This window comes from Undibacterium sp. Di27W (genome assembly GCF_049340345.1).
Taxonomy (GTDB): Bacteria; Pseudomonadota; Gammaproteobacteria; order Burkholderiales; family Burkholderiaceae_D; genus Undibacterium.
The window spans coordinates 46,407-67,505 of record NZ_JBMPOS010000002.1 but is presented as its reverse complement, the minus strand read 5'-3'; the positions used below and the strand labels follow the sequence as shown (position 1 = coordinate 67,505).

General features: G+C 53.1%; 16 protein-coding genes. 6 read left to right on the top strand and 10 right to left on the bottom strand.

Features of this window, described 5'->3' with window-relative positions; genetic code table 11:
- The first annotated feature begins 348 nt into the window (after window positions 1-348).
- Window positions 349-759 (top strand): hypothetical protein, encoded by a 411-nt coding sequence (locus ACO0LF_RS05045; RefSeq protein WP_423012563.1) that lies wholly within the window; start codon window positions 349-351, stop codon window positions 757-759.
- Window positions 760-954: 195 nt separating this feature from the next.
- Here the strand turns inward: ACO0LF_RS05045 and ACO0LF_RS05040 are convergent, their stop codons facing one another.
- Window positions 955-2,619, bottom strand: a complete 1,665-nt coding sequence (locus ACO0LF_RS05040) for a long-chain fatty acid--CoA ligase (protein WP_423012561.1) — start codon at window positions 2,617-2,619, stop codon at window positions 955-957.
- Window positions 2,620-2,829: 210 nt separating this feature from the next.
- On the opposite strand from ACO0LF_RS05040, the gene ACO0LF_RS05035 reads away from it, so the two are divergent.
- On the top strand, window positions 2,830-4,248 hold the full coding sequence (locus ACO0LF_RS05035) for a PKD domain-containing protein (RefSeq protein ID WP_423012559.1): 1,419 nt from the start codon (window positions 2,830-2,832) through the stop codon (window positions 4,246-4,248).
- A gap of 87 nt (window positions 4,249-4,335) precedes the next feature.
- Here ACO0LF_RS05035 and ACO0LF_RS05030 read toward each other — a convergent pair whose 3' ends face one another.
- The 3 genes from ACO0LF_RS05030 to ACO0LF_RS05020 form a co-directional block, all read right to left on the bottom strand.
- Window positions 4,336-4,806 carry a DUF2721 domain-containing protein gene (locus tag ACO0LF_RS05030; protein ID WP_423013463.1) on the bottom strand — a complete coding sequence of 157 codons (471 nt, stop codon included), beginning with the start codon at window positions 4,804-4,806 and terminating at the stop codon, window positions 4,336-4,338.
- A 136-nt stretch (window positions 4,807-4,942) separates the two neighbouring features.
- Window positions 4,943-6,289: an ATP-binding protein gene (locus ACO0LF_RS05025; protein WP_423012557.1), complete on the bottom strand. Its 1,347-nt coding sequence runs from the start codon at window positions 6,287-6,289 to the stop codon at window positions 4,943-4,945.
- The gene (locus tag ACO0LF_RS05020; RefSeq protein ID WP_423012555.1) at window positions 6,286-7,014 is read right to left on the bottom strand and encodes a response regulator; all 729 of its coding nucleotides are present in this window, start codon (window positions 7,012-7,014) and stop codon (window positions 6,286-6,288) included. Before ACO0LF_RS05020 ends, ACO0LF_RS05025 begins: the two co-directional genes overlap by 4 nt.
- A gap of 368 nt (window positions 7,015-7,382) precedes the next feature.
- On the opposite strand from ACO0LF_RS05020, the gene ACO0LF_RS05015 reads away from it, so the two are divergent.
- Window positions 7,383-7,904 (top strand): Spy/CpxP family protein refolding chaperone, encoded by a 522-nt coding sequence (locus ACO0LF_RS05015; protein WP_423012553.1) that lies wholly within the window; start codon window positions 7,383-7,385, stop codon window positions 7,902-7,904.
- A 93-nt stretch (window positions 7,905-7,997) separates the two neighbouring features.
- On the opposite strand, the gene ACO0LF_RS05010 is transcribed toward ACO0LF_RS05015, so the two are convergent.
- The 3 genes from ACO0LF_RS05010 to ACO0LF_RS05000 form a co-directional block, all read right to left on the bottom strand.
- Window positions 7,998-10,226: a bifunctional diguanylate cyclase/phosphodiesterase gene (locus ACO0LF_RS05010; RefSeq protein ID WP_423012551.1), complete on the bottom strand. Its 2,229-nt coding sequence runs from the start codon at window positions 10,224-10,226 to the stop codon at window positions 7,998-8,000.
- 341 nt (window positions 10,227-10,567) lie between these two features.
- Complete coding sequence (locus ACO0LF_RS05005) at window positions 10,568-11,842, bottom strand: Hsp70 family protein (RefSeq protein WP_423012549.1); 1,275 nt, start codon at window positions 11,840-11,842, stop codon at window positions 10,568-10,570.
- A gap of 128 nt (window positions 11,843-11,970) precedes the next feature.
- A complete protein-coding gene (locus tag ACO0LF_RS05000) occupies window positions 11,971-13,284 on the bottom strand; it encodes a hemolysin family protein (RefSeq protein ID WP_423012547.1) in 1,314 nt (437 codons plus the stop codon).
- A 78-nt stretch (window positions 13,285-13,362) separates the two neighbouring features.
- Here ACO0LF_RS05000 and ACO0LF_RS04995 point away from each other — a divergent pair, with 78 nt between their 5' ends.
- Window positions 13,363-14,595 (top strand): TCR/Tet family MFS transporter, encoded by a 1,233-nt coding sequence (locus tag ACO0LF_RS04995; protein ID WP_423012545.1) that lies wholly within the window; start codon window positions 13,363-13,365, stop codon window positions 14,593-14,595.
- 63 nt (window positions 14,596-14,658) lie between these two features.
- Here the strand turns inward: ACO0LF_RS04995 and ACO0LF_RS04990 are convergent, their stop codons facing one another.
- Window positions 14,659-15,984 carry a dicarboxylate/amino acid:cation symporter gene (locus ACO0LF_RS04990; RefSeq protein ID WP_423012543.1) on the bottom strand — a complete coding sequence of 442 codons (1,326 nt, stop codon included), beginning with the start codon at window positions 15,982-15,984 and terminating at the stop codon, window positions 14,659-14,661.
- Between the two features lie 146 nt (window positions 15,985-16,130).
- Window positions 16,131-17,588: a PLP-dependent aminotransferase family protein gene (locus ACO0LF_RS04985; protein WP_423012541.1), complete on the bottom strand. Its 1,458-nt coding sequence runs from the start codon at window positions 17,586-17,588 to the stop codon at window positions 16,131-16,133.
- Window positions 17,589-17,766: 178 nt separating this feature from the next.
- On the opposite strand from ACO0LF_RS04985, the gene ACO0LF_RS04980 reads away from it, so the two are divergent.
- Window positions 17,767-18,078: a hypothetical protein gene (locus ACO0LF_RS04980; RefSeq protein ID WP_423012539.1), complete on the top strand. Its 312-nt coding sequence runs from the start codon at window positions 17,767-17,769 to the stop codon at window positions 18,076-18,078.
- Window positions 18,079-18,148: 70 nt separating this feature from the next.
- On the opposite strand, the gene ACO0LF_RS04975 is transcribed toward ACO0LF_RS04980, so the two are convergent.
- Window positions 18,149-19,009, bottom strand: a complete 861-nt coding sequence (locus ACO0LF_RS04975; protein WP_423012537.1) for a hypothetical protein — start codon at window positions 19,007-19,009, stop codon at window positions 18,149-18,151.
- Between the two features lie 298 nt (window positions 19,010-19,307).
- Here ACO0LF_RS04975 and ACO0LF_RS04970 point away from each other — a divergent pair, with 298 nt between their 5' ends.
- The gene (locus ACO0LF_RS04970; protein ID WP_423012535.1) at window positions 19,308-21,068 is read left to right on the top strand and encodes a DUF1800 domain-containing protein; all 1,761 of its coding nucleotides are present in this window, start codon (window positions 19,308-19,310) and stop codon (window positions 21,066-21,068) included.
- Window positions 21,069-21,099: the final 31 nt, after the last annotated feature.

Sequence of the window (21,099 nt, the reverse complement as noted above, 5' to 3'; positions counted from 1 at the left end):
TGTGAAAAAACCCCTTGGCTTGTCGCCATGAAAATTAATTAACATTTTCTTAATGTAGACTTTTTTTATGAAAAAACAATGACATTTGCTTTAATATTTTTTTGCTTCCCACAGTCACTTTACCCGGCAATGCCAAAGAAACGGGCCTGGCGGCCTGGTGAGCATGTACCGAAGAACTTGGTTAAAGTACAATGAAAAGGAAATAGAAAAGAAATAAAAAAATCAGGTGGAACAAGCCACACTGTCACCGCCTTGGCGTGATTTGCCTCGTCGCATCAGTCATCACATTGTCACCTCGTTCTTGCCATATTTTCGCCAGCTTGTCGTCACACTTACCGGAGTCTTCAATTGTCCAAAGTAGTCAAAGTCATCGGCGTCATCGCCATTCTCATTTTCGTGCCCAAAATCGTTCAGAAAGTCATGTTCAGGGAAAACGTCGACCAGCTCATGATCGCCGCCACCGCCAAGGCTAACCAAGAGCTGCCCAAGAAAATCGACAACGTCACCACCGCCACCAAGGTCGAGTATGACCCCGGTAGCAAAACCTATCGCATCAACTACACCATGGACCAGGGCTTTAACATTGACCCCGGCAAGCATGACTTCTTCAAATCCACCGCCATCAGTCAGATCTGCGGCGGCCCCATGAAGATCATGCTCGATAAAAAGGTCACCGTAGAATACTTGTACACTTACAGCCCCGACGGCCGCGCTGACCAGACCATGCGCATTGCTGTGCCACCGAATAGTTGTGCGTGAGCAAGGACAGTTGATGCAGAGTTAGCCACCAATAAAAGCACGGGAAAATGTAAGCACTCTTGGCTTTGCATTTCTCGTGCAGATATTCGTGGAAACGTGTCTAACATTTATGCATTTTTAACCTTACGGGCGATTACGGGATGCTAATCGCCCTTACCAGGTTTGCGGTAGTAAATGCATCTTGTTGTGTACCTGTTATTTAACCTTCGCCGCCTCTTGCTCCTGCAGCGTGCGCCACATGACCTTTCCTGTTCCTGACTTGGGCAGGCTGTCGACAAATTCCACAAATTTGGGCACCTTGTAGGCAGCCATTTTGTCATGCGCCCAAGTCATGATGTCTTCGGCTGTCACGTCACTGCCGGGTTTTTTGACGATGACGGCTTTGACGGTTTCGCCGCGGTAGGCGTCGTGGGCGGCAATGATGCAGCATTCTTGTATGGCCGGGTGCTGGTACATCATGGATTCGACCTCGGCAGGCCAGACTTTGAAACCGCTGGCGTTGATCATGCGTTTCAGTCTGTCGGTGAAGAAGAAGAAGCCTTCGGCATCCATATAGCCGAGGTCGCCGGAGCGGAAGAATTTTTTGCCATCGAGTTCGGCGAAAGAGTCGGCGGTTTTTTGCGGGTCATTCCAGTAACCCTGGAAGACTTGCGGGCCATGTATCCATATTTCGCCGGTGTCGCCCTGTTTGACTTCTTGCAGGGTAGTGGGATCAACGATGCGCGAGTCGACGTTGAAATAAGGCACGCCCAGGCATTGCTGTTTCATGCGCTGGGGCGGGTTAACGTGCGAGGCGGCCATGGTTTCTGACAAGCCATAGCCTTCCATATATACCTGACCAGACAAGTCCAGCAGCTTTTGGGCTATCGCAGCGGGCATGGCTGCGCCGCCGCCGGAGACCCGGTTCAGCCTGGAGATATCGTAGTCTGCCAGGCGCGGGTTGGACAGGAAATCTATCATCATCGAGGGCACCAGGGTCCAGTTGCTGACGGCATAACGGGTGATGAGTTGCCCGGCGACGTCGCGGTCCCAGCGTGGCAGGATGACCAGGGTGCCGCCGCAGTAAATCATGCTGTTCATGACGGACTGCATACCAGTCACATGAAAGAATGGCAGTACGGCCAGAGACACATGATTGGCAACGATATTGCCCGACCAGGTGGGGCTGGCGACGGAATTGAAAATGACGGAACGGTGGGTGTGTATGCAACCCTTGGGTTTGCCCGTGGTGCCTGAGGTATAGGGCATGCAGGCCAGGTCTTCTGGCGTGGCCATATGGGCCTGAGGCTGGTATCCGGCGGTTACTGCGGCTTGCCAGCTACAGACGCCAGCCTGCTCTGGCACCTGGCGCTCAGCTTTGACAAAATCCGGGATATTCAGGCTGGTGGCCGTGCTCAGATGGTCGGAGTAAGTAGCTACTATCGCATTTTGCAAGATACTCTGGCCTACCAGGGGTTGCAGGCGCGCAAATATTTCTTGCGAAACCAGGGCGGTTTTGGCACCGCTGTCGGCGATGTAATGGCTTAGCTCATCCGTCATCAACATGGGGTTGACTGGCACGACCATGGCATCGGCGCGCAGGATGGCGTAAAAGCCTATGATGAATTGCGGGCAGTTTTGCATGTTCAGCAAGACCCGGTCGCCCCTTTTTACGCCACAGACTTGTTGTAGGTAGCCCGCCAGCGCCAGCACTTCTGCATGTAATTCGCTGTAGCTGATGACGCTGTCATAAAAGATGATGGCTGCCTTGTCAGGGTAGCGCAGGGCGGACACTTGCAGGTTCGTATAGACACTGGCCTCTGGTACGAGCAGCTCATGGGGCAGGCCCTGCGGCCAGTGGGCGTAGTGCAAAGTATTCATTATCTACAGTCTCCGCTTACGGTTCGATTATTGGTCGATTTTTTATTAGAGTGCCATACCTAATCCATTTTTGCACGATCGTTCGTAAAAAAATCATTTTTGTCAGAAACTTGAAACATTTTGTCAACACTTTATGCAAAGGTATTGAAAATGCTGACATGAAGCTACAATGATAGGCATCCCTCTATTTTGTAAGTCATCGGAGTCAGCGTGGTTCAGCAAATCAAAACAGCCCTAGTCATTTTTTCCAGCCTGGTATTGGTGGCTTGCGGCGGTGGCAGCAGTTCAAGTGGCAGCTCGGGCAGCAGCGGTAGCACTAATAATGGCTCTGGCGCTACCCCCATGACCATAGGCGTGCCTGATGCCCTGACCGTGGTCACTGGTGCGCCTTTGAACTTTACCGGGCAAGTCAGCAGCAGCGCGGGGGTTATCACCAATATGTATTGGCAGGTAGAGAATCTGACGCTGTCAGCCAATGCGCTGGCTTCGGTCAGCAATGCAGATTGCAAGATCATACAAAAAAGCACGGCTGGTACAGATGCCACCTGCGTCTTGCAAGTAGCGCCACCCGTCTTGCTGACAGCTGATTACACCTATAAATTGACCTTGAATGCGGTTGACGTCAAAGGCAATACCATCAAGGCTTCAACGACTCTGCTGGTGAAGCAGGAAGCCTCGACCACGGCCAACCCGGTTGCCAAGGCCGGTAGCGCGCTGACTGCCACGACAGGCGATAAAGTCACGCTGACCTGTGCGGGCAGCGGCGGTACGCCAGCGACAACGGGCGAGCCTTATTCCTATCAATGGGTCATCAGCGATGCTGTTGGCACCACCATCAACCTGGCAACCACGGATACCGCAACGACGACTTTCGTCGCCCCTATCGTCGCAGTGGCGTCTACCCTGAAGTTTCAATGTCGGGTCACGGATGACAAGCAAAAAGTCGGCACCGCCACCCAGAACGTGACGGTTACGCCCATCATCAAGCCCACGGTAGTGCCCATCTCCTATAGCGGCGGTGTGGTCAGCGCCGGTGCCACGATCACTCTGGATGGCAGCAAGTCGGTCAAATATGATGCGAACGGCAAGGCCGACACCAGTACGCCCATCTTTTATTTCTGGAAACAAAAATCCGGCCCAGTGGTAGAAGTATTTAATTCTTTTTCCAGTGTCGCCAGCACGGCTCTGCCCAAGTTCATCGATACCAGGACGGCATTTGTATTCACCCTGAATGTCTCTAACTCGGCCATTACACCAGGTGGTTTTTCACTGGACCCGATTACGCAAATGGATGTGGTGTTCTATGTCGATCCTTTGCCACCGATCTCATTGATCTCGTATACGCCGACACAGATAGTCGCTTCGGGCGGTGTTGCTACCCTGAAGGTGGATGCACCTTCGAACACGGGTTCGAATATCATTTACTACCGCTGGTCGCAGGTGGCGGGCCCTACGGTATTCATCGCCGGTGCGACGACGGGCAATGCCGGCTTTGTGGCACCGACAGTCTCCAGCGACACCCTGATGGTATTCCGCGCCAGTGGCAGCTATCAACCTATTACCGTGGCCAATCCGGCGGCGGCATCGATCGATGTCATCGTGCTGGTGCAGGCACCGCCTAAACAATAAGCTGACCAATAAGCTGAAAAAAGTCGATTTCCCTGTAAAAAAGCCCCGCCCATGATGAATGGGCGGGGCTTTTTTTATGGCGACATATTATTCGCGGGCGATGATTTTGCGCCTGCCAAGCTGGCGCTGGCGTGTCAGGGTTTTGGTGGCGACAAAGATCTCGCGCATGAAGTAGATGAAGCTACCTATCAGCGAAAACACACCGGCGACAAAGAGTGTGGCAATCAGCTTGTCGAGATTCAGGCTGGTGGCGTCACCCATGAACAGGGTCGCGATCACCAGGCAAATCAGTAAACCGCAAGAAGTGCTGAGGGTAATGGCGCGATTGATGAGGTGAGAACGTTCATAGAGTTCATGGAGTTCTTCTTCCAGGCCGGCCGGGCTGACTGCCGGGCTATTATTGCCATGTAGTAATTCTTCAGCAACACGGGAACGGTCTATGATGCGTGCCAGGCGGCTGGTCAGGACCGATAGTGTAGTACCCACGCCAGTCAGCAGAAATACCGGGGCAATAGCAAGTTGTATGATATGGCTGACATCACCCAGTTGTAGATTGATCATGTGTATGTCCTCAGGTTTTTTCTGAATTTTACAGGCTGGGGACGGGCTTGGGCTAGCGGCTTGCAGACTTTTTGCTTGGGGGGCTGCCTCCTGCTGCAAGGCAGCAGGAGTAACAGCGAGGTCTTAGACGGGGTCAGGCGATTTGCATGGGTAAGGTCAAACGTACTTCCAGGCCGCCTTCAGGCAAGTTATTCAGTTGCAACTGGCCGCCATGTTGCTGGGCGATATTCTGGGCGATGGTCAGGCCCAGGCCAGTGCCGCCAGATTCGCGCGAGCGCGAGGTTTCCATGCGGAAGAATGGCTCAAATACCTTGCTTTGAAATTCAGGTGGAATCCCCGTACCGCCATCGCGTATCAGCACATGCAGCACATCTTTGGCAGCATCCTTGCCTGCTACCAGGCTGACGGTGGCGTAATGACCATATTTGACTGCATTGTCGATGAGATTAGTCAGACAGCGGCGCAATGCTTGCGGTCTGGCCATGACGGTCAGGCCGGGCTTGCCTTCAAAGCTGACATTTTGGCCGGCATCGGCAGCGTCGGCACAGACACTGTCGAGCAATGAGTCCAGGTCCAGCGGCTTCAGGGCTTCATTGCTATCCATGCTGCGTGCCAGATCCAGGCCTTCGCGTATCATCATTTGCATGCCAGACAAATCTTCTATGAGTTTGTCGCGCAATTCTTCATCCCTGACTTTTTCCAGGCGCAGGCGCAGGCGGGTCAGCGGGGTTTGCAAATCATGGGTGATAGCGGCCAGCATATGGGTACGCTGAGCAATATGCTGGCGTATCCTGGCTTGCATGGCATTAAAGGCGCGTGTCGCTTGCAGGATTTCGGTTGCGCCTTTTTCTGGCAGCGCAGGGCGGTTGATATCCTGTCCCAGGGCAGTGGCAGCTTTTGCCATTTGCTGCAAAGGCCGCATGGTCATGCGGGCGATCAGATAAGCCAGCACGGCGATACTGGCTAAAAACAGGAACAGGTATTGCAGGAAATCGGGGCGCAGCGGTGGGGCTGGGTTGCGTGGTGGCAATACCGTCAGGCGCAGGGCCGTGCCATCATGCAGGGTGATGCCCAGGGCTTCGCAGGGCAGGCGATTGGTTTGTATATTTTGCGGATTACGCGGGCAGGACTCCGGGTCTTGTGCCAATGACATGACGCGAAAAGTCTTGCCCAGTCTTTCGCTGACAGCCGCAGCATATTCAGAACGCGGGGCCTGGTCCGTCGTCTCGGCTGGCAGGGTAGCCACTTTCAAACCCAGGCGCGGTGCAGTCGCCAGGAATTTTTCGCGGTTTTCGGCCGGCAGGGCATCCAGCGCCAGCACCAGTTGCTCGGCTCTTTCAACAGCATGAGAATCCCTGTACTGCGATATGGTTTTTTGTCTTTCGCCAAAAGCCAGTGACCAGGTCAGTGCTGCTGACGCAATCACGCCCAGTAACAGGATGGCAAATACCCGGCCCCACATCGACGATAGGATTTTCATGCCTCTTGCTCCACAGCGACAGTCACGGCCAGCACATAGCCACCATTCCTGACAGTTTTGATGATTTGCGGTGAGCGTGCATCTTCCCGTAATTTTTGGCGCAGGCGGCTGATTTGAATATCTATCGAGCGGTCAAAGGGGTCGGCATCGCGGCCATGTGTCATGTTCAGCAATTGATCGCGATTGAGCACACGGTTGGGGTGTTCCAGGAAAATATTCAACATGCGGAATTCTGCACCTGACAGCGAGATCACCATGCCATCCGGGCCTATCAGATGGCGGGCCGTCAAGTCCAGCGTCCAGCCAGCAAATTTCAGTTTTTGCAAGGCCTCACCGGTATGCGGATGGGCATTGCTTTGGGTGCGGCGCAAGACGCTGCGTATGCGGGCCAGTAATTCGCGTGGTTCAAAAGGTTTGGGCAAGTAATCATCTGCCCCCATTTCCAGCCCCAGGATGCGGTCCAGGGGTTCGCCGCGGGCAGTCAGCATGATGACCGGCAAGCTTGATTTGCTGCGCAGGGTGCGGCATAGCGTCAGGCCATCATCACCGGGCAGGTTCAAATCCAGCACGACCAGATCGATCTGGTGATTTTGCAGGGCTGCCCACATGGCATTGCCTTCGGCGGCTGTGACGGTGCTGTAGCCATTATTGTCGAGATAATCGGCCAGCAGGTTGCGGATGTCGCGGTCATCATCAACGATGAGAATTTTGTTTGGTGTGTCCATGTTCTTCATTATGAGCCTGGTCTTGACTATAAAAACCCTGATTTTGTATCGTCTTGTTATGATAAACCGAAGGGGAAACAGTAAGTAACATACCACGCCCACATCAGCTTGCGTGTTACACGTCGATACAATGCGAGAGCAGACCGACATTTCATCGTTACAACTGTACTGCAAGATGCGAAGCGTGTCCCGGGCAGCAATGCCGGGGCAAGGCAAATCAGCCAGCCGGGGAATGAGTCTAGATGTTTAGCCAGCCAGCATCGTTTGCTTCAGTCCTGATGGAAAATGTGGCAATCAGGTCCGCTCCTATTTTGCCGGCAGCTTACAGCAAACTTTGAGTATGTTCTTCTGTTCAGAAAGTGAAAATCATGAATACCTTACAAAAAAAATTATCGATCGCTTTGACGGCGCTGACACTCGGTGCTGCAAGTCTGAGCTGGGCGCAAAGTAGCGCACCTGCAGCCCCGCCAGCCGGGCACGGCCAGCATGGTGATCCTGCCAAGTGGGCAGAAAAAATGAAAGAACGCATGGCCAAGCACCAGGCCGAATTGCACGACAAACTGAAAATTACGGCAGCCCAGGAACCCGCCTGGAAAACTTTTACCGATGCCATGAACCCTGGCCCCATGCCTGCCCGTCCAGACCGCAAGGAAATGGATAAACTGACCACGCCAGAGCGTATGGAAAAAGGCCTGGAAAAAATGAAAGAGCATCTGGCCAAGATGCAAAGCCGCCTGGCCTCCCTGAAAACTTTCTATGCTGTGCTGACACCTGAGCAACAAAAGATTTTTGATGAAAGCCACAGGCGCATGGCATCGCATATGCGTGAACGCATGGGGCATATGGGCGAGCATAAGGATGGTCAGCACCCACCTATGGACAAGAAGTAAGCCGCGTAAGCAGGACAGGGCGTTTGCCCTGATACTGTGATAAGGCTGTTGCAGCGTGAGGCAGAAATAACATGCCCCGCCTGCGACAGCCTTTTATTTTCTGAGATTGATCCAGCTGATCAGATTCTCTTCCAGCATGGGCCGGCCTATATAAAAGCCCTGGCCTTCATGACAACCCATGGCCGCCAGGGTCTTCCAGTGGATTTCATGTTCTACACCCTCGGCAATGACTTGCAGGCCCAGTTTTTTACCGAGTTGTGTAATCAGCTCGGCAATGCGTGGTCCCTCAGGGGTATCGATCTGATTGACGAAGGCGCGGTCTATTTTCAATCTGTCTACCGGTAATTTATCGAGGTAACTGAGGGAAGAAAAGCCGGTACCAAAATCATCGATGGCGATTTTCACACCCAGCTCTTTGAGTTTGGCGAGCCGGGTTTCAAACATGGCTGCACCGCTCATGGTGACAGACTCGGTGATTTCCAGTTCCAGGTGTTGTGGCTGCAAACCGGTATCGCGCAAGGCGCGCTCCACGATGTCGATAAAATCATCCTGGCGGAATTGCACCACCGAGACATTGACACCCATGCGTTGCGGGGCGATCCCCGCTTTTTGCAATCTGACCATCATGAAACAGGCCGTCCGCAAGACCCAGGCACCCAGGCTGATGATGAGGCCGGAATATTCTGCCAGGGGGATAAAATCATTCGGCGGTATCAGCACACCTTCATCTGTGCGCCAGCGTATCAGTGCTTCCAGGCCTGTGAATTTGCCGGTTTCCAGATCGATTTGCGGCTGGTACATGAGGAACAGGCGTTCTGCATCAAAGGCCTTGTGCAAATGCTGCATCAGGGTGGCGCGCTCGCGTATTTCTATACCCATGGAACGGGTGAACAGTGTGCAAGTGCCGCGCTGGTGTATCTTGGTACGCTTCAAGGCGATGCTGGCGTCTTTCAGTGGCTCTGCGCCATCCCCTTCATAACCAGCCAGGGCCACCATGCCTATCGACATGGATACCGAATGCGCGGTTTCTTCTATCGTGAAGGGCTCGATGAACAAGAGCCGCAAGCTTTCTGGCTCAAGTAATTCGCTACTGCCCAGGAGGCCAAACACATCGCCGGAAATACGCGCCAGGAAAATGGGCTCACCGAGTTTTTCGCGCAGACGGTCTGCGACGGCCTTGAGTATCAGGTCACCATAGTGATGGCCGAGCACATCATTGATTTCGGCAAAATCATCGATGTCTATGAGTGCCACCATTTGCCCGGGCATCCTGGTTTTCAGGACACTGCTGATCTGGTCTATGAATTTCAGGCGGTTTGGTAACTTCAGTAATTGATCGCGGTAAGCATGGTTCTTGAGTTGATTCACCAGGCTCAAATTGTCCAGGCAGACACCAAGATTGGAGCAAAATACTTCCAGCAAATTCTGGTTGATTTCTGACAGCGAGAAGGGCAGGTCTATATAGGCTGCCAGTGGCCGGTTGCCGCGGCCAGAAAAATACAGGGTCATGCTGTGATCGGTGAACAGGGGTTCACGCAGGGTCAGCACATGGCGCAAGGCATCGCGTATCCTGCTGTTGTGGATATCGTCTATGGGGCAATTCATCAGATTGCTGTAGTGTCCCGCAGAAGCAATGACATTGAAGACCTGAGGAGCTTCTTCATCCACATCATCAAGTTCACCCTGGGCACACAGCAAGCCTTCGGGAGGTACACCACACAAAGCAGCGATCTGGGTAATCACGCCGCTGGCAAAAGACTGTATCCCATGTTCAAAGGTGAAGGCAGAACTGGAACTGATGATCTGGTGCAGGCCGCGACGGCTGGCATCGATGGTACGTATCTGTTCATAAGAGCGCACGGCAGCAGTCAGTGAAGTCAGCAATTTCTTGCGCGTCAGTTCATTCTTGGTTTTATAGTCATTGATGTCATAGTCGCGTATGGCTTCTTCTTCTGGCGCATAACCGGGTTGCCCGGTACGCAGGATGATACGGGTATCAGTCCAGCCCAGCTCATCGCGGATGAAGCTGACCAGCTCCAGGCCTGCATGCTCGGTTTCCATGACCACATCCAGCAAGATCACGGCGATGTCACTCTCGCTGGCGAAAACCCGGCGGGTTTCGTCTTTGGAGTAAGTATGGATAAATTCCAGCGGGCGGTTCAGTATCTGCACATATTGCAGAGCAAAGCAGGTAGTGCGATGAACATCCTCGTCATCATCAACGATGGCGATTTTCCAGCTACGGCCCGCTTGTTGAGTTGCGGCTTCGTCTTCCGCATCTTCAACTATGAACAGCTCATCATCGTCTTGTTCATTCGACATGCCTTCTCCGAGTAGAAAAGCCTGCTAATTGATGCCACAAGTATAGTTTAAGTTTTGACTTCAGGCGTGAGGGTGTGCAGGAAGATAATGTGACTTTAGGTGAAATATATTAGTCAGGACTTACGCAAAACCGCCCCAGCTGTGTTGCAGCTCCCGCATTTAGCAAGATTCGGTACTAAAGTACTGTCTTCGTCGCTACGGTGTGGTTGGGGTTTCAGGCAACATGTTGCCTGCCAACGTAACGAAGCTCCCTTGCAAGGGAGGTTTTCTATTGCGATAGCCTTGCTGGGACAATTTTGCGTAAGTCCTGTTAGTCTAAGTTGCAGTCAGAGACGGCATTTTCAGGCAAAACGTCGGGCTGCATCCAGGCCCAGGCCTGCGCCTATGCTGCCAAACAAATCACCTTCTACCTTGGTGGCGGTCGGGACTATGCTGGCGATTTGCTGGCGCAAGCCGCGCACACCGCTGGAGCCGCCAGTGAAAAACACAGTATCGACTTGCTCAGGCTTCAGGTTCGCCATGTTGAGCACGGTGTTGACGGTTTCGCCGATATTGCTGGTCAGGTGGGCGATCGAGGTTTGCAAGCCAGCCTGATCCAGAGCCAGATGGCAGGCCGGGGCTGGCAGTTTGCTGCGCAAACGTTCCAGCGGCAGGTCTATGGTTTGTTGATCTGATAGTAATATCTTGGCTTCTTCCGACTTGATAGCCAGCCAGTGACCATCGCGTTCTTCGACCAGGTTCAGCAAACGTTCAAAACGCAGGCGCAATTCCGGGGTATTGATATCGCGATAGACTTCTTGCAATTCACGCCAGACTTTCTGGGTATAAGTCAGGTTGATGGTGTGCCAGGTCGCCAGGTTGAAATAATAACTGGACGGCACGTCGATCTGGCTACCCAGGCGGCCACCCAGACCCAGCAGGGGCATGACATGGTTCAGGCTCAGGTATTTGTCAAAGTCGGTGCCACCGATGTGCACACCGGCATTGGCCAGGATATCGTCTTTTCTGTCTATCCTGTGAGCGCGTTCCGGGGCCAGACGTACCAGCGAAAAATCTGAAGTACCACCGCCTATGTCGGCGATCAATACCAGTTCTTCCTTGCTGATGCGCGATTCATAATCAAAGGCGGCAGCGATGGGTTCGTACTGGAATTGCACTTCCTTGTAACCAGCAGCGCGGGCGATTTGCTCCAGGGTGTCTTGTGCCAGCTTGTCGGCCTTGCTGTCATCATCGATGAAATGCACGGGGCGACCCAGCACCGCCTGGGTGAAATGCGTACCGGCTGACTTCTCTGCGCGCGCTTTGAGTTCACGTATGAATTGCGCCAGCAAATGGCGAAAAGGCACGGCCTTGCCCTGTACTTCGGTTTGCCCATCCATCAGGCTGGTGCCCAGCAAGCTCTTCATGGAGCGCATCAAACGGCCTTCATAGCCCGCCAGGTAGTTACCCAGTGCGGCGCGGCCATAACTGACCTGGTCATCTTCTACATCAAAGAACACCACCGATGGCAGCGTGACTTTGCCCTCTTCCAGCGCCAGGAGCGCAGGTTGGCCTGGCCTGTGCCAGCCAACGGTTGAATTCGAGGTGCCAAAATCTACTCCACAAGCGTGCAACATGAAAATCCTGATAAAAACGGCTAAGCCAGCAGCTTTATTGTCCGGCTGCTGTCAGCAATGAAAAAGCGATGAAAAAAAACAAAGAAAAAACAAAGAAAAAGCGAGATATTAAAATCTTAAGGTCTTGATCAGGATGATGCGCTGCTATCTGCGCCATCGAGCTTGACTACCAGCAATTGATCAATACGGTAATGATCAATATCGACGACTTCAAACTTGTAAGACCCCAGCATGACAAAGTCCGTGCGCTTGGGTATTCTTTTCAGCATCGTCATCATGAAACCGGCAATGGTCTCATAGCTTCCCTGCTCAGGCAAGCCATCTATGTCGAGAGCGCGGCAGACATCCTCGATTGTTGTCGCACCGTCAATGAGCCAGGAATTGGCGTCTCGCTTGACGATCTGGTCTTCCAGGAAGGGATGAACCAGGTTGCCCATCAGGGTACTCAGCACATCATTGAGGGTAATCACACCAACGACCAGGGCATATTCATTGAGGATGACAGCAAAGTCTTCGCGCGTGCCCTTGAATTGTTCCAGCATTTCAGACAGGGTCAGCGAGTCAGGCACGGCCAGGGCCGTGCGTATCGATAATTCCTGTACCTTGGTAAACGCCTGGTTGGTCAGGACACGCTTCAAGATATCTTTGGATTCTACATAGCCAACGACATTGTCAATATTGCCATCACAAACCAGGAACTTGGTATGCGGATGTTCGGCAATTTTTTGGCGTATGACCGTGTCACTGTCTTGCAGGGTGAAGTAGACAATGCTGTCGCGCTGCGACATGGCTGATGGCACGGTGCGGCTTTCCAGCTCGAACACATTGCCTATCATATGGTGCTCGCTTTCGAGCACGACCCCGGCTTCGGCACCGGCATCAAACATGGCATAAATTTCATCGGAGGTGATTTGCTCGTTGCGCGTTGTTGGTAAATTGAACAGACGCAAGAGCAGGTTGGCCAGGCCATTGAAGACCCAGACCAGGGGCTTGAACAGGCGCACGCACAAGAGTATGGGGCTGACCACCAGCATGGCCACGGTTTCTGGCGAAATCATGGCGATCTTCTTGGGCATCAGGTCCGCAAACAAAATGAAAATCGAGGTCACGAACAAAAACGAGGTGACAAAGCTGACAGTCTCTATCCAGCTGGTCATGCCAAACACAGCCATCAAGGCTTTCAGGATATACGGCGTCAAGGCTTGTTCACCCAGGATACCGCCTAATATGGCCACTGCATTCAGGGCGATTTGTACCACCGTGAAAAAATGCCCAGGCTCTTGTTGCAGCGCCAGCACCTTGCCCGCACGTTGCTCGCCCTCGGCATACAGTATCTGCAGCTTGACCTTGCGCGCAGCCGCCAGCGAAATTTCTGACATGGAGAAAAATGCGCTGATGGCGACCAGCAAGGCAATAACAAGAAAATGATCAAACAAAGCCATATTGCCCTCTCTACAAATCTATCTTGCAGTAATCATATACTATTGTGCTTTGAACATTCCGCTTAAAGGATGTCTGGTATGACTAGTTCTGAACAGGCTGGTATCGCCCCAGCCTTGCCGACCAATGTACGTTTTGTATTGATCACGGTATTCCTCGACATCCTCGGCATAGGTCTCATCATCCCGGTCTTGCCAAGGCTGGTGGCCAGTTATACCTTGCAGGCAGATAGCCAGGCATACTGGTATGGCGCTATTGTTGCCATCTACGGTGTCATGCAATTCATCTTTGCGCCCATGATAGGCGCACTCAGTGACCGCTATGGCCGCCGCCCGGTCTTGTTGACTTGTGTACTCGGCCTGGGCTTGAATTTCTTCATGCTGACCCAGGTGACGAATATCTACTGGATGTTGCTGGTACGTGCCATAGGGGGTATCACGGCTGGTAATCTATCCGTTGCCAATGCCTATATCGCCGATGTATCGACACCGGAAAACCGCGCCAAGGCGCTGGGCAAGATAGGCGCCATGTTTGGCCTGGGTTTTATCTGTGGCCCTGTCATTGGCGGTATGCTGGGTGAGGCGCATATCCATTATCCGTTTTACCTGGCGGCGGCGGTGTCGCTTGGCAATGTCGTATATGGTTATTTTTCGCTGCCAGAATCGCTGTCTGCAGATCATCGCAAAGCCTTTCGCCTCGCTGCTGCCAATCCCTTTGCTGGCCTGCGTGGCCTAGCGCATTTGCGTGGCGTCGGCGCGCTGGTGTGGGTGTATGCGCTGACCATGTTTGCCCAGTTCACCTTGCAAACTACCTGGGTCCTGTCGACAGAATTGCGTTTTGGCTGGACCCCCATGCAAAATGGTTTTTCATTATTCATGGTCGGTATTTCCAGCGTACTCATGCAGGGTGTATTTCTGGGGTCTTATATCAAGCGGGTAGGGGACGCCAATGCAGTCCTGATTGGCCTGGCGTCATCGACCGTGGCACTCAGTTGTTACGGTCTGGCCAGCCAGGGCTGGATGATGTATGTACTGATCCTGTGTAATGTGCTGGCTTTTGCTGCCGGGCCAGCCCTGCAAGGTTTTTTTTCGCGTGCCGTTGATGCACGTTCACAAGGCATGGCCATGGGTTCATTGACGGCGCTGGCCAGTATCATGAGTGTGTTTGCCACGCTGATAGGCACTTCTATCGTCGGCCAGGTCAGTCATTTTCCCCAAGGCAGTCTCTTGCTGGGTGCACCTTTCTTCCTGGCGGCGACCATACAATTGATGGCCCTGACCCTGGCGCTACGACATTTGCGAAAACGTAGTTGAAGCTTGCAGGGATAAAAAAAGCGGACTTTCAAGTCCGCTTTTTCATACATTCAATGACTTTATTTAGTGACGTACCGCTGTGTGCATGGATGCAGTGTCCATCAAAACTTCCGGGTCTTCAGCTTCTTCCACGCTCTCATTATTCAGGCGTCTTTGCATCTTGACGATGTCCACATCATTGCCCCATTTACCTACCACGATAGTGGCAACACCATTGCCGATGAGATTGGTCAGGGCGCGTGCTTCTGACATGAAACGGTCTATGCCCAGTATCAGGGCCAGGCCAGCGACTGGCACGCCGCCGACCGCAGACAATGTTGCTGCCAGCACGATGAAACCACTCCCTGTGATACCTGCTGCGCCCTTGGATGTCAGCAGCAAGACTGCCAGCAAAGTGATTTGCTGCATCAGGGTCATCGGTGTATCCGTTGCCTGGGCAATGAACACTGCGGCCATGGTCAGATAAATGGAAGTGCCATCCAGGTTAAACGAGTAACCGGTAGGAATCACCAGGCCTACCACGGATTTTTTCACGCCCAGGTTTTCCAGCTTGGCCATCATGCGTGGCAGTACTGATTCTGAAGAAGAAGTGCCTAGCACGATGAGTAATTCTTCCTTGATGTACTTGATGAATTTCCAGATGCTGAAACCATGCGCTTTAGCGATAGCGCCAAGTACAACGAAAATGAAGATCAGGCAAGTTGCATAGAAAGTCGCCATCAGGAAGCCGAGTTGCACCAGTGAGCCGACACCATATTTACCTATCGTGAAAGCCATCGCACCAAAGGCGCCGATGGGAGCTACTTTCATGATGTAGCCAACGATGACAAACAACACATGGGAGAATTTTTCTACCAGATCAAATATCAGAGTGCCACGGCCACCAAAACGATGCAGAGCAAAACCAAAGAAGATGGAGATCAGCAGGACCTGCAATATTTCACCCTTGGCAAACGCATCGGTAAATGTAGTAGGGATAATGGCCATCAGGAACTCTGTCGTGGTCTGCATTTTGCCAGGACCAGCAAAGGCGGCGATGCCCTTGGTATCGAGCGTATGCACATCGATATGCATGCCCGCGCCAGGTTGCACCACATTGACGATGATGAGGCCGATGATCAGTGCCAGGGTACTGACCACTTCAAAATACAGTAGTGCCATGCCACCAGTCTTGCCGACTTTTTTCATGTCTTCCATGCCGGCGATGCCAACCACGACGGTACAGAAAATAATCGGGGCTATCATCATCTTGATGAGCTTGATGAAGCCGTCGCCGAGAGGTTTCATGGCAGCGCCGGATTCAGGATAAAAATGGCCAAGCATCACACCCAGAACGATGGCGGTGATCACTTGAAAATACAGGGATTTGTAGAAGGCTTGAGCTTTCATCCTGGGTCTCCATTGGATGGTAGAAAGTCTCGCCTGCATGAGGTCATAATGGCGAGCACGTTGCGGAATATTTTTCTCCGTCAGTGCAGCCATTATGGAAAATGCGCGGAACAGCCACAATTGTGGCTTTCCACAGTGCTCAAAAATTATGCAGCGATGTGTTGCTTTGAAGAAGCCTGATGCTGGATGATGCGGCCCAGCAAACGCATTGCATCGTCCAGGTCCTGGGTATACGGCATGCCACAATTGAGCCGCAGAAAATGATCAAAACGATTTGAATTGGAATACATCAAACCTGGAGAAACCAGGATACTCTCCTCTAGAGCCGCATCAAAAACCGCGCGGGAAGACGTGCCGGTCGGCATTTCCACCCACAGCGAAACACCACCGGCTGGCATGGTCACGCGCGTGCCTTCAGGAAAATAAGTGGCAATCGCTTCGGCCATTTTTTCTCTTTGCACGGCCAGGCTACTACGTAGTTTCCGCAGATGTCTGTCGTAAGCTGACGACAGTAAAAAAGTCGCTGTGACTATCTGTGACAATTCTTCGTTGTAACGCGTGTGAGCATACTTCAGCATGTTGACCCGTTCTTGCCAGCGACCTGCCAGTATCCAGCCCACCCGCATGCCGGGTGCGAGTATCTTGTGCACGGAGGCGCAGTAAATCACATTGCCGCTGTGGTCCCATTGCTTTAATGCAGTGGGGATTTTGTCGCCATCGGCGAGGGCACTGTAAGAGTCATCTTCTATCAGCGGTATGCCTTGTGCTTCACACAGGGCTACCAGTTTTTGCTTGTGCTGGTCGGGCATCATGCTACCCAGAGGATTTTGCAGATGCGGCACGACGACGACTGCCTTGATATTGTCATAGGTGCGCATCGCCAGTTCCAGTGCTTCGACAGAAATGCCGGTGCTGGGGCTGGTGGGTATTTCCAGCGCCTTCATTCCCAGGCTTTCCAGCACTTGCAAGAGGCCATAAAAAGTCGGCGACTCCACCGCGATGACATCACCCGCCTGCGCGACCGCACGCAAAGCCAGGTTAAGGGCTTCGATACAGCCATTGGTGATAATGATTTGTTCTGCGGAAGTACTGATGCCCGAATCGAGTGCGCGTTTGGCCAGCGCTGCCTTGAGTTCGCGGTTGCCACCCGGGGATATCGCCTTGGTCAGCAATTCAGGATAGCGGCGCAAGGTACTGACAGTCAGGCTGCGCAATTGCTGGTGTGGGTATAGGGCAGGGCCACCGGTGGCCCGTGCCAGATTGCATTTCACCTGGCGCTGACCCTGGGCAATGATTTCTGACACCAGTTCATGGATGCCGACAAACTGCGCCGGGTCGATGATCTTGCCTATGGTGGGTTCCTGCGCCGGTATCAGGCGCACCCGACGTGGCTGTCGCACAAAATAGCCAGAACGCGGGCGGGCTTCCAGCCAGCCTTCGGTTTCCAGCTGGCGACAGAGCTGCAAGGCGGTAGACAGGCTGACGCCATGCACATGCATGAGTTTGCGCACCGAAGGCATGCGGTCACCCAGCTTGAGTGTGCCACAACGGATAGCATTCAGATAATGGTCGGCCAGTTGCCTGTAGAGGGGTAGGGTTTGCATAGCTTGACAGTGTAAAGATGCTCAGGACCTGCACGGATACAGTTCAGGACTAACGATACAATAACAGATTATGAATTAACTGTCTGATGCGATACAGATAGGCGTTCTCTGTGTCTGTGCTAAATCTCTGGCAAGACTTATCCTGAAACACATGCATCACCACTTTCAGGAGCATTTCATGGATATACATACGATCAAAGCGGGTCAACGCCTGCATGTTCTGTTAATGACAGATAGCAAACTGCATTTGCATAAGGGGTGTTTGCAAATTGTGTCTGCGCCACAATTCCTGGAAGGCGTGGCCTGGCAAGTGGATACGATGCTCAGTGCTGGTGCATTATTCTCGGCGGAGCGCGATGGCTGGGTAGAGTTGCGGGCGCTGGAGACTTGTGACTTGCTGATACAGCAAGTGGAGTCTGTCAGCTGGTGGCAGGGTCTGCTGCAGTTGTGGCGAGGGAAAGCTGCCAGGATGTCAGGCCAGCCGGTCTGAGATGTCAGACTTATCGCCTGACTGGCCCGGCCTGGCGAGTGCTACGAAAATCCAAGATCGTCAACAGGCACTAAGGGAAAAATTCTTTCATCAAGAAACTTTCCAGCTCAGCCGTATCTTCTATCCGTGCAGACATGCGCCTTACCGTGCCCAGGCGTCTGGATTCCCAGTTGAAATCGCCCTTGTATTCCATGCGTATGATTTCTATCATGCGGCGCACGATGGCCATGCGAACATCACCGCCCAGACCGGCATCTACTTCAAAGAACTGTTTTCTTCCCGAAGCGATGGCACGGGTATTCCAGCCATGGAAAGAGAACCGGCCCACCCGGGTGCTGACATCAATGAGCTGAAACACGCCACTGCCGCCACGCCCATTGGCTTGCTGCATGCTACGGCGCACATTGGCTTCTGCTACTTCCTGTGGTGTCATGCCGCGGCCAGCCTGGCGGGCACCTTCGTTTTCCTGGGCTGCCGCTTCTTCGGCGGCGCGACGGCGCTCACGTGCTGCATTCGCCAGGGCCATCATATCCATTTCTGGCGGTGTTTCCTTGGCTTGCGGTGGTGGCGGTTGCGGGACTGGTGAGTCCGTAGTCGGCTGTGGTGGCGCCTTGGGCTGGGTAATGGCGTTTTTGGAAGGTGGGACGCGCACAGGCTTGGACTGGGTTTTTTGCTTTTGTGGCGCAGTCGCCTGCTTGGGCGCTGGCACCACCTTTTCCTTATTCATGAGCAAGACGATAGGCTCACTCTCGCCTGCTTTCTCCAGCTTTTTTTTCAGCACGCTCATATTCAGCAGGAAATACAGCAACAGCCCATGCACCAGCAAAGCCAGCACAATGCCGAACATATTCGCAGGGCGAAACCGGATGTGCAAATGAACTTCACCCGGCAGGGCAATTTCATCTTCAGGCGCTTCTATGCTCAACTTCATGGACTATGAACCGGTGCAGAATTTCAAGGTGGCAAGCATACCTCAAACTATGCCTGTTCCTGTAACAAAGATTGTCTGGAGGCGCGATTTCCTGGCCTGTCATCCTGACAAGACGAAAGTGTAACAAATGATCCGAGCATGCTCCATGCATCCAGCTCTATTTCCGCCCATCAAGTAACGAACTATGTACAAAACCTGCATATCCCCTGACAACTGCTTACAAATAGGTCATAGAAAATTTACATAGCTAGCCTATTGTGGAAGCCAGCGATCTTCATACAAACAAGAGGGGAAAAACATGGAAGAGCAACTGGCTGGCGTAGAGACTGTTGAGCATATTGACAGCATAGACAAGAATTTGTTCAAACAACAAGAGGAATTAAAGCGGGCTGCGCTGGTAGCGTCTGCTGCCTTGCTGGCGGCATGCGGCGGAGCCACTGGCACGGTCGATAGCAATACAGTCAATCCCGCTGCCAGCACGATGCCACCACCAGCGCCAGCTCCTGAATCTGTCAGTACCGCTATCACGGCCAGTGAAGCCGCCCGCTTTCTGGCGCAGGCCAGTCTGGGAGCCAGCCGGGCCCAGATCACCAGAGTACAAAGCCTGGGTTATGCAGGCTGGCTGGATGAGCAATTCAGCCTGCCAGGCAATGGCAGCCGCTGGGACTGGCTGGTATCCAAGGGCCTTACTGATTTCAGCTTTCGCAATAGTGAGAGCGGTTTTGATGCCACTGCCTGGCGCAAGCTGATCAGTTCACCCGATACCCTGCGCCAGCGTTTTACCCTGGCCTTGTCTGAAATCATCGTGGTGGCGATTGATGGCTTGATCGGTGGCGGCTGGAAAGCCTTTGCCGCAGCAGCCTGGCTGGACATGCTGGAAGCGAATTGTTTTGGCAATTATCGCGATCTCTTGCAACTGGTGTCGACCAGCCCAGCGATGGGCACCTTCCTGACCTTTCGCGGCAATATCAAGTTCAATCCCCAGACTGGTGCCTTGCCGGATGAAAATTATGCACGCGAACTCATGCAACTCTTCAGTATAGGTTTGCTGGAGCTTAATCCCGATGGCAGTCCACGCCAGGACGCGGGCAAGACCAAAGAAACCTATGGCCTCGATGATATTACCGGTTTGGCCCGCATTTTTACTGGCTGGGATTTTGATCTGGCTGGTGGCAAGGCCGATACTCCGGACTTCATGCACAGGCCCATGATACAAGTCGCCAGCAGACATGAAACCGGCGCTTCCAGCTTCCTGGGCAAGACTGTGCCAGCGGGCCTGAATGGTGCAGACGCCTTGAAAGCAGCACTGGACATCATCTTTGCCCACGCCAATGTCGCCCCCTTCATCAGCCGCCAATTGATACAAAGACTGGTGACCAGCAATCCTAGTCCCGCCTATGTCACCAGGGTGGCTGCAGTGTTTGGCAATGATGGCAGCGGCAGTGCCAGCAGCAGGGGCAACCTGAAGGCAGTGCTGAAAGCCATCTTGCTGGATGATGAGGCACGCAAGCCAGCCAATATCAGCAATCCACAGTTTGGCAAATTGCGTGAACCCATGCTGCGCTTCCTGGCCTGGGCACGTGCCTACAATGCCACGGCGACGAACGATACCTGGAATCTCGGCAATACCAGTGACCCCGCTACCAGGCTGGGACAAAGCCCTCTGCGCTCACCATCGGTATTCAATTATTTCCGTCCCGGCTATGTGCCACCGAATACCGCGATTGCCACGGCTGCCCTGGTCGCACCTGAATTCCAGATCACCAATGAATCCTCGGTGGTTGGCTATGTAAATTATATGCAGCACGCAGTCAGCAGCGGCATCAGTGATGTGACCGCGGACTACAGCAGCCTGATGCCGCTGGCAGAAACAGCGCCAGCCCTGCTCGATGAAATCAATCTGGTACTGGCTGCAGGTCAATTGAGCGCCGCTACTTTGCTCAATCTCAGCAATGCTGTCGACAGCATGCCCAGGGGGAGCGATAACCGCCGCAAACAAAGAATTTACGCGGCGCTGACGCTGGTGCTGGCTGCACCAGAATTTATCGTTCTCAAATAAGTTCGGGATACTGCTTAAATAATTTACAGCA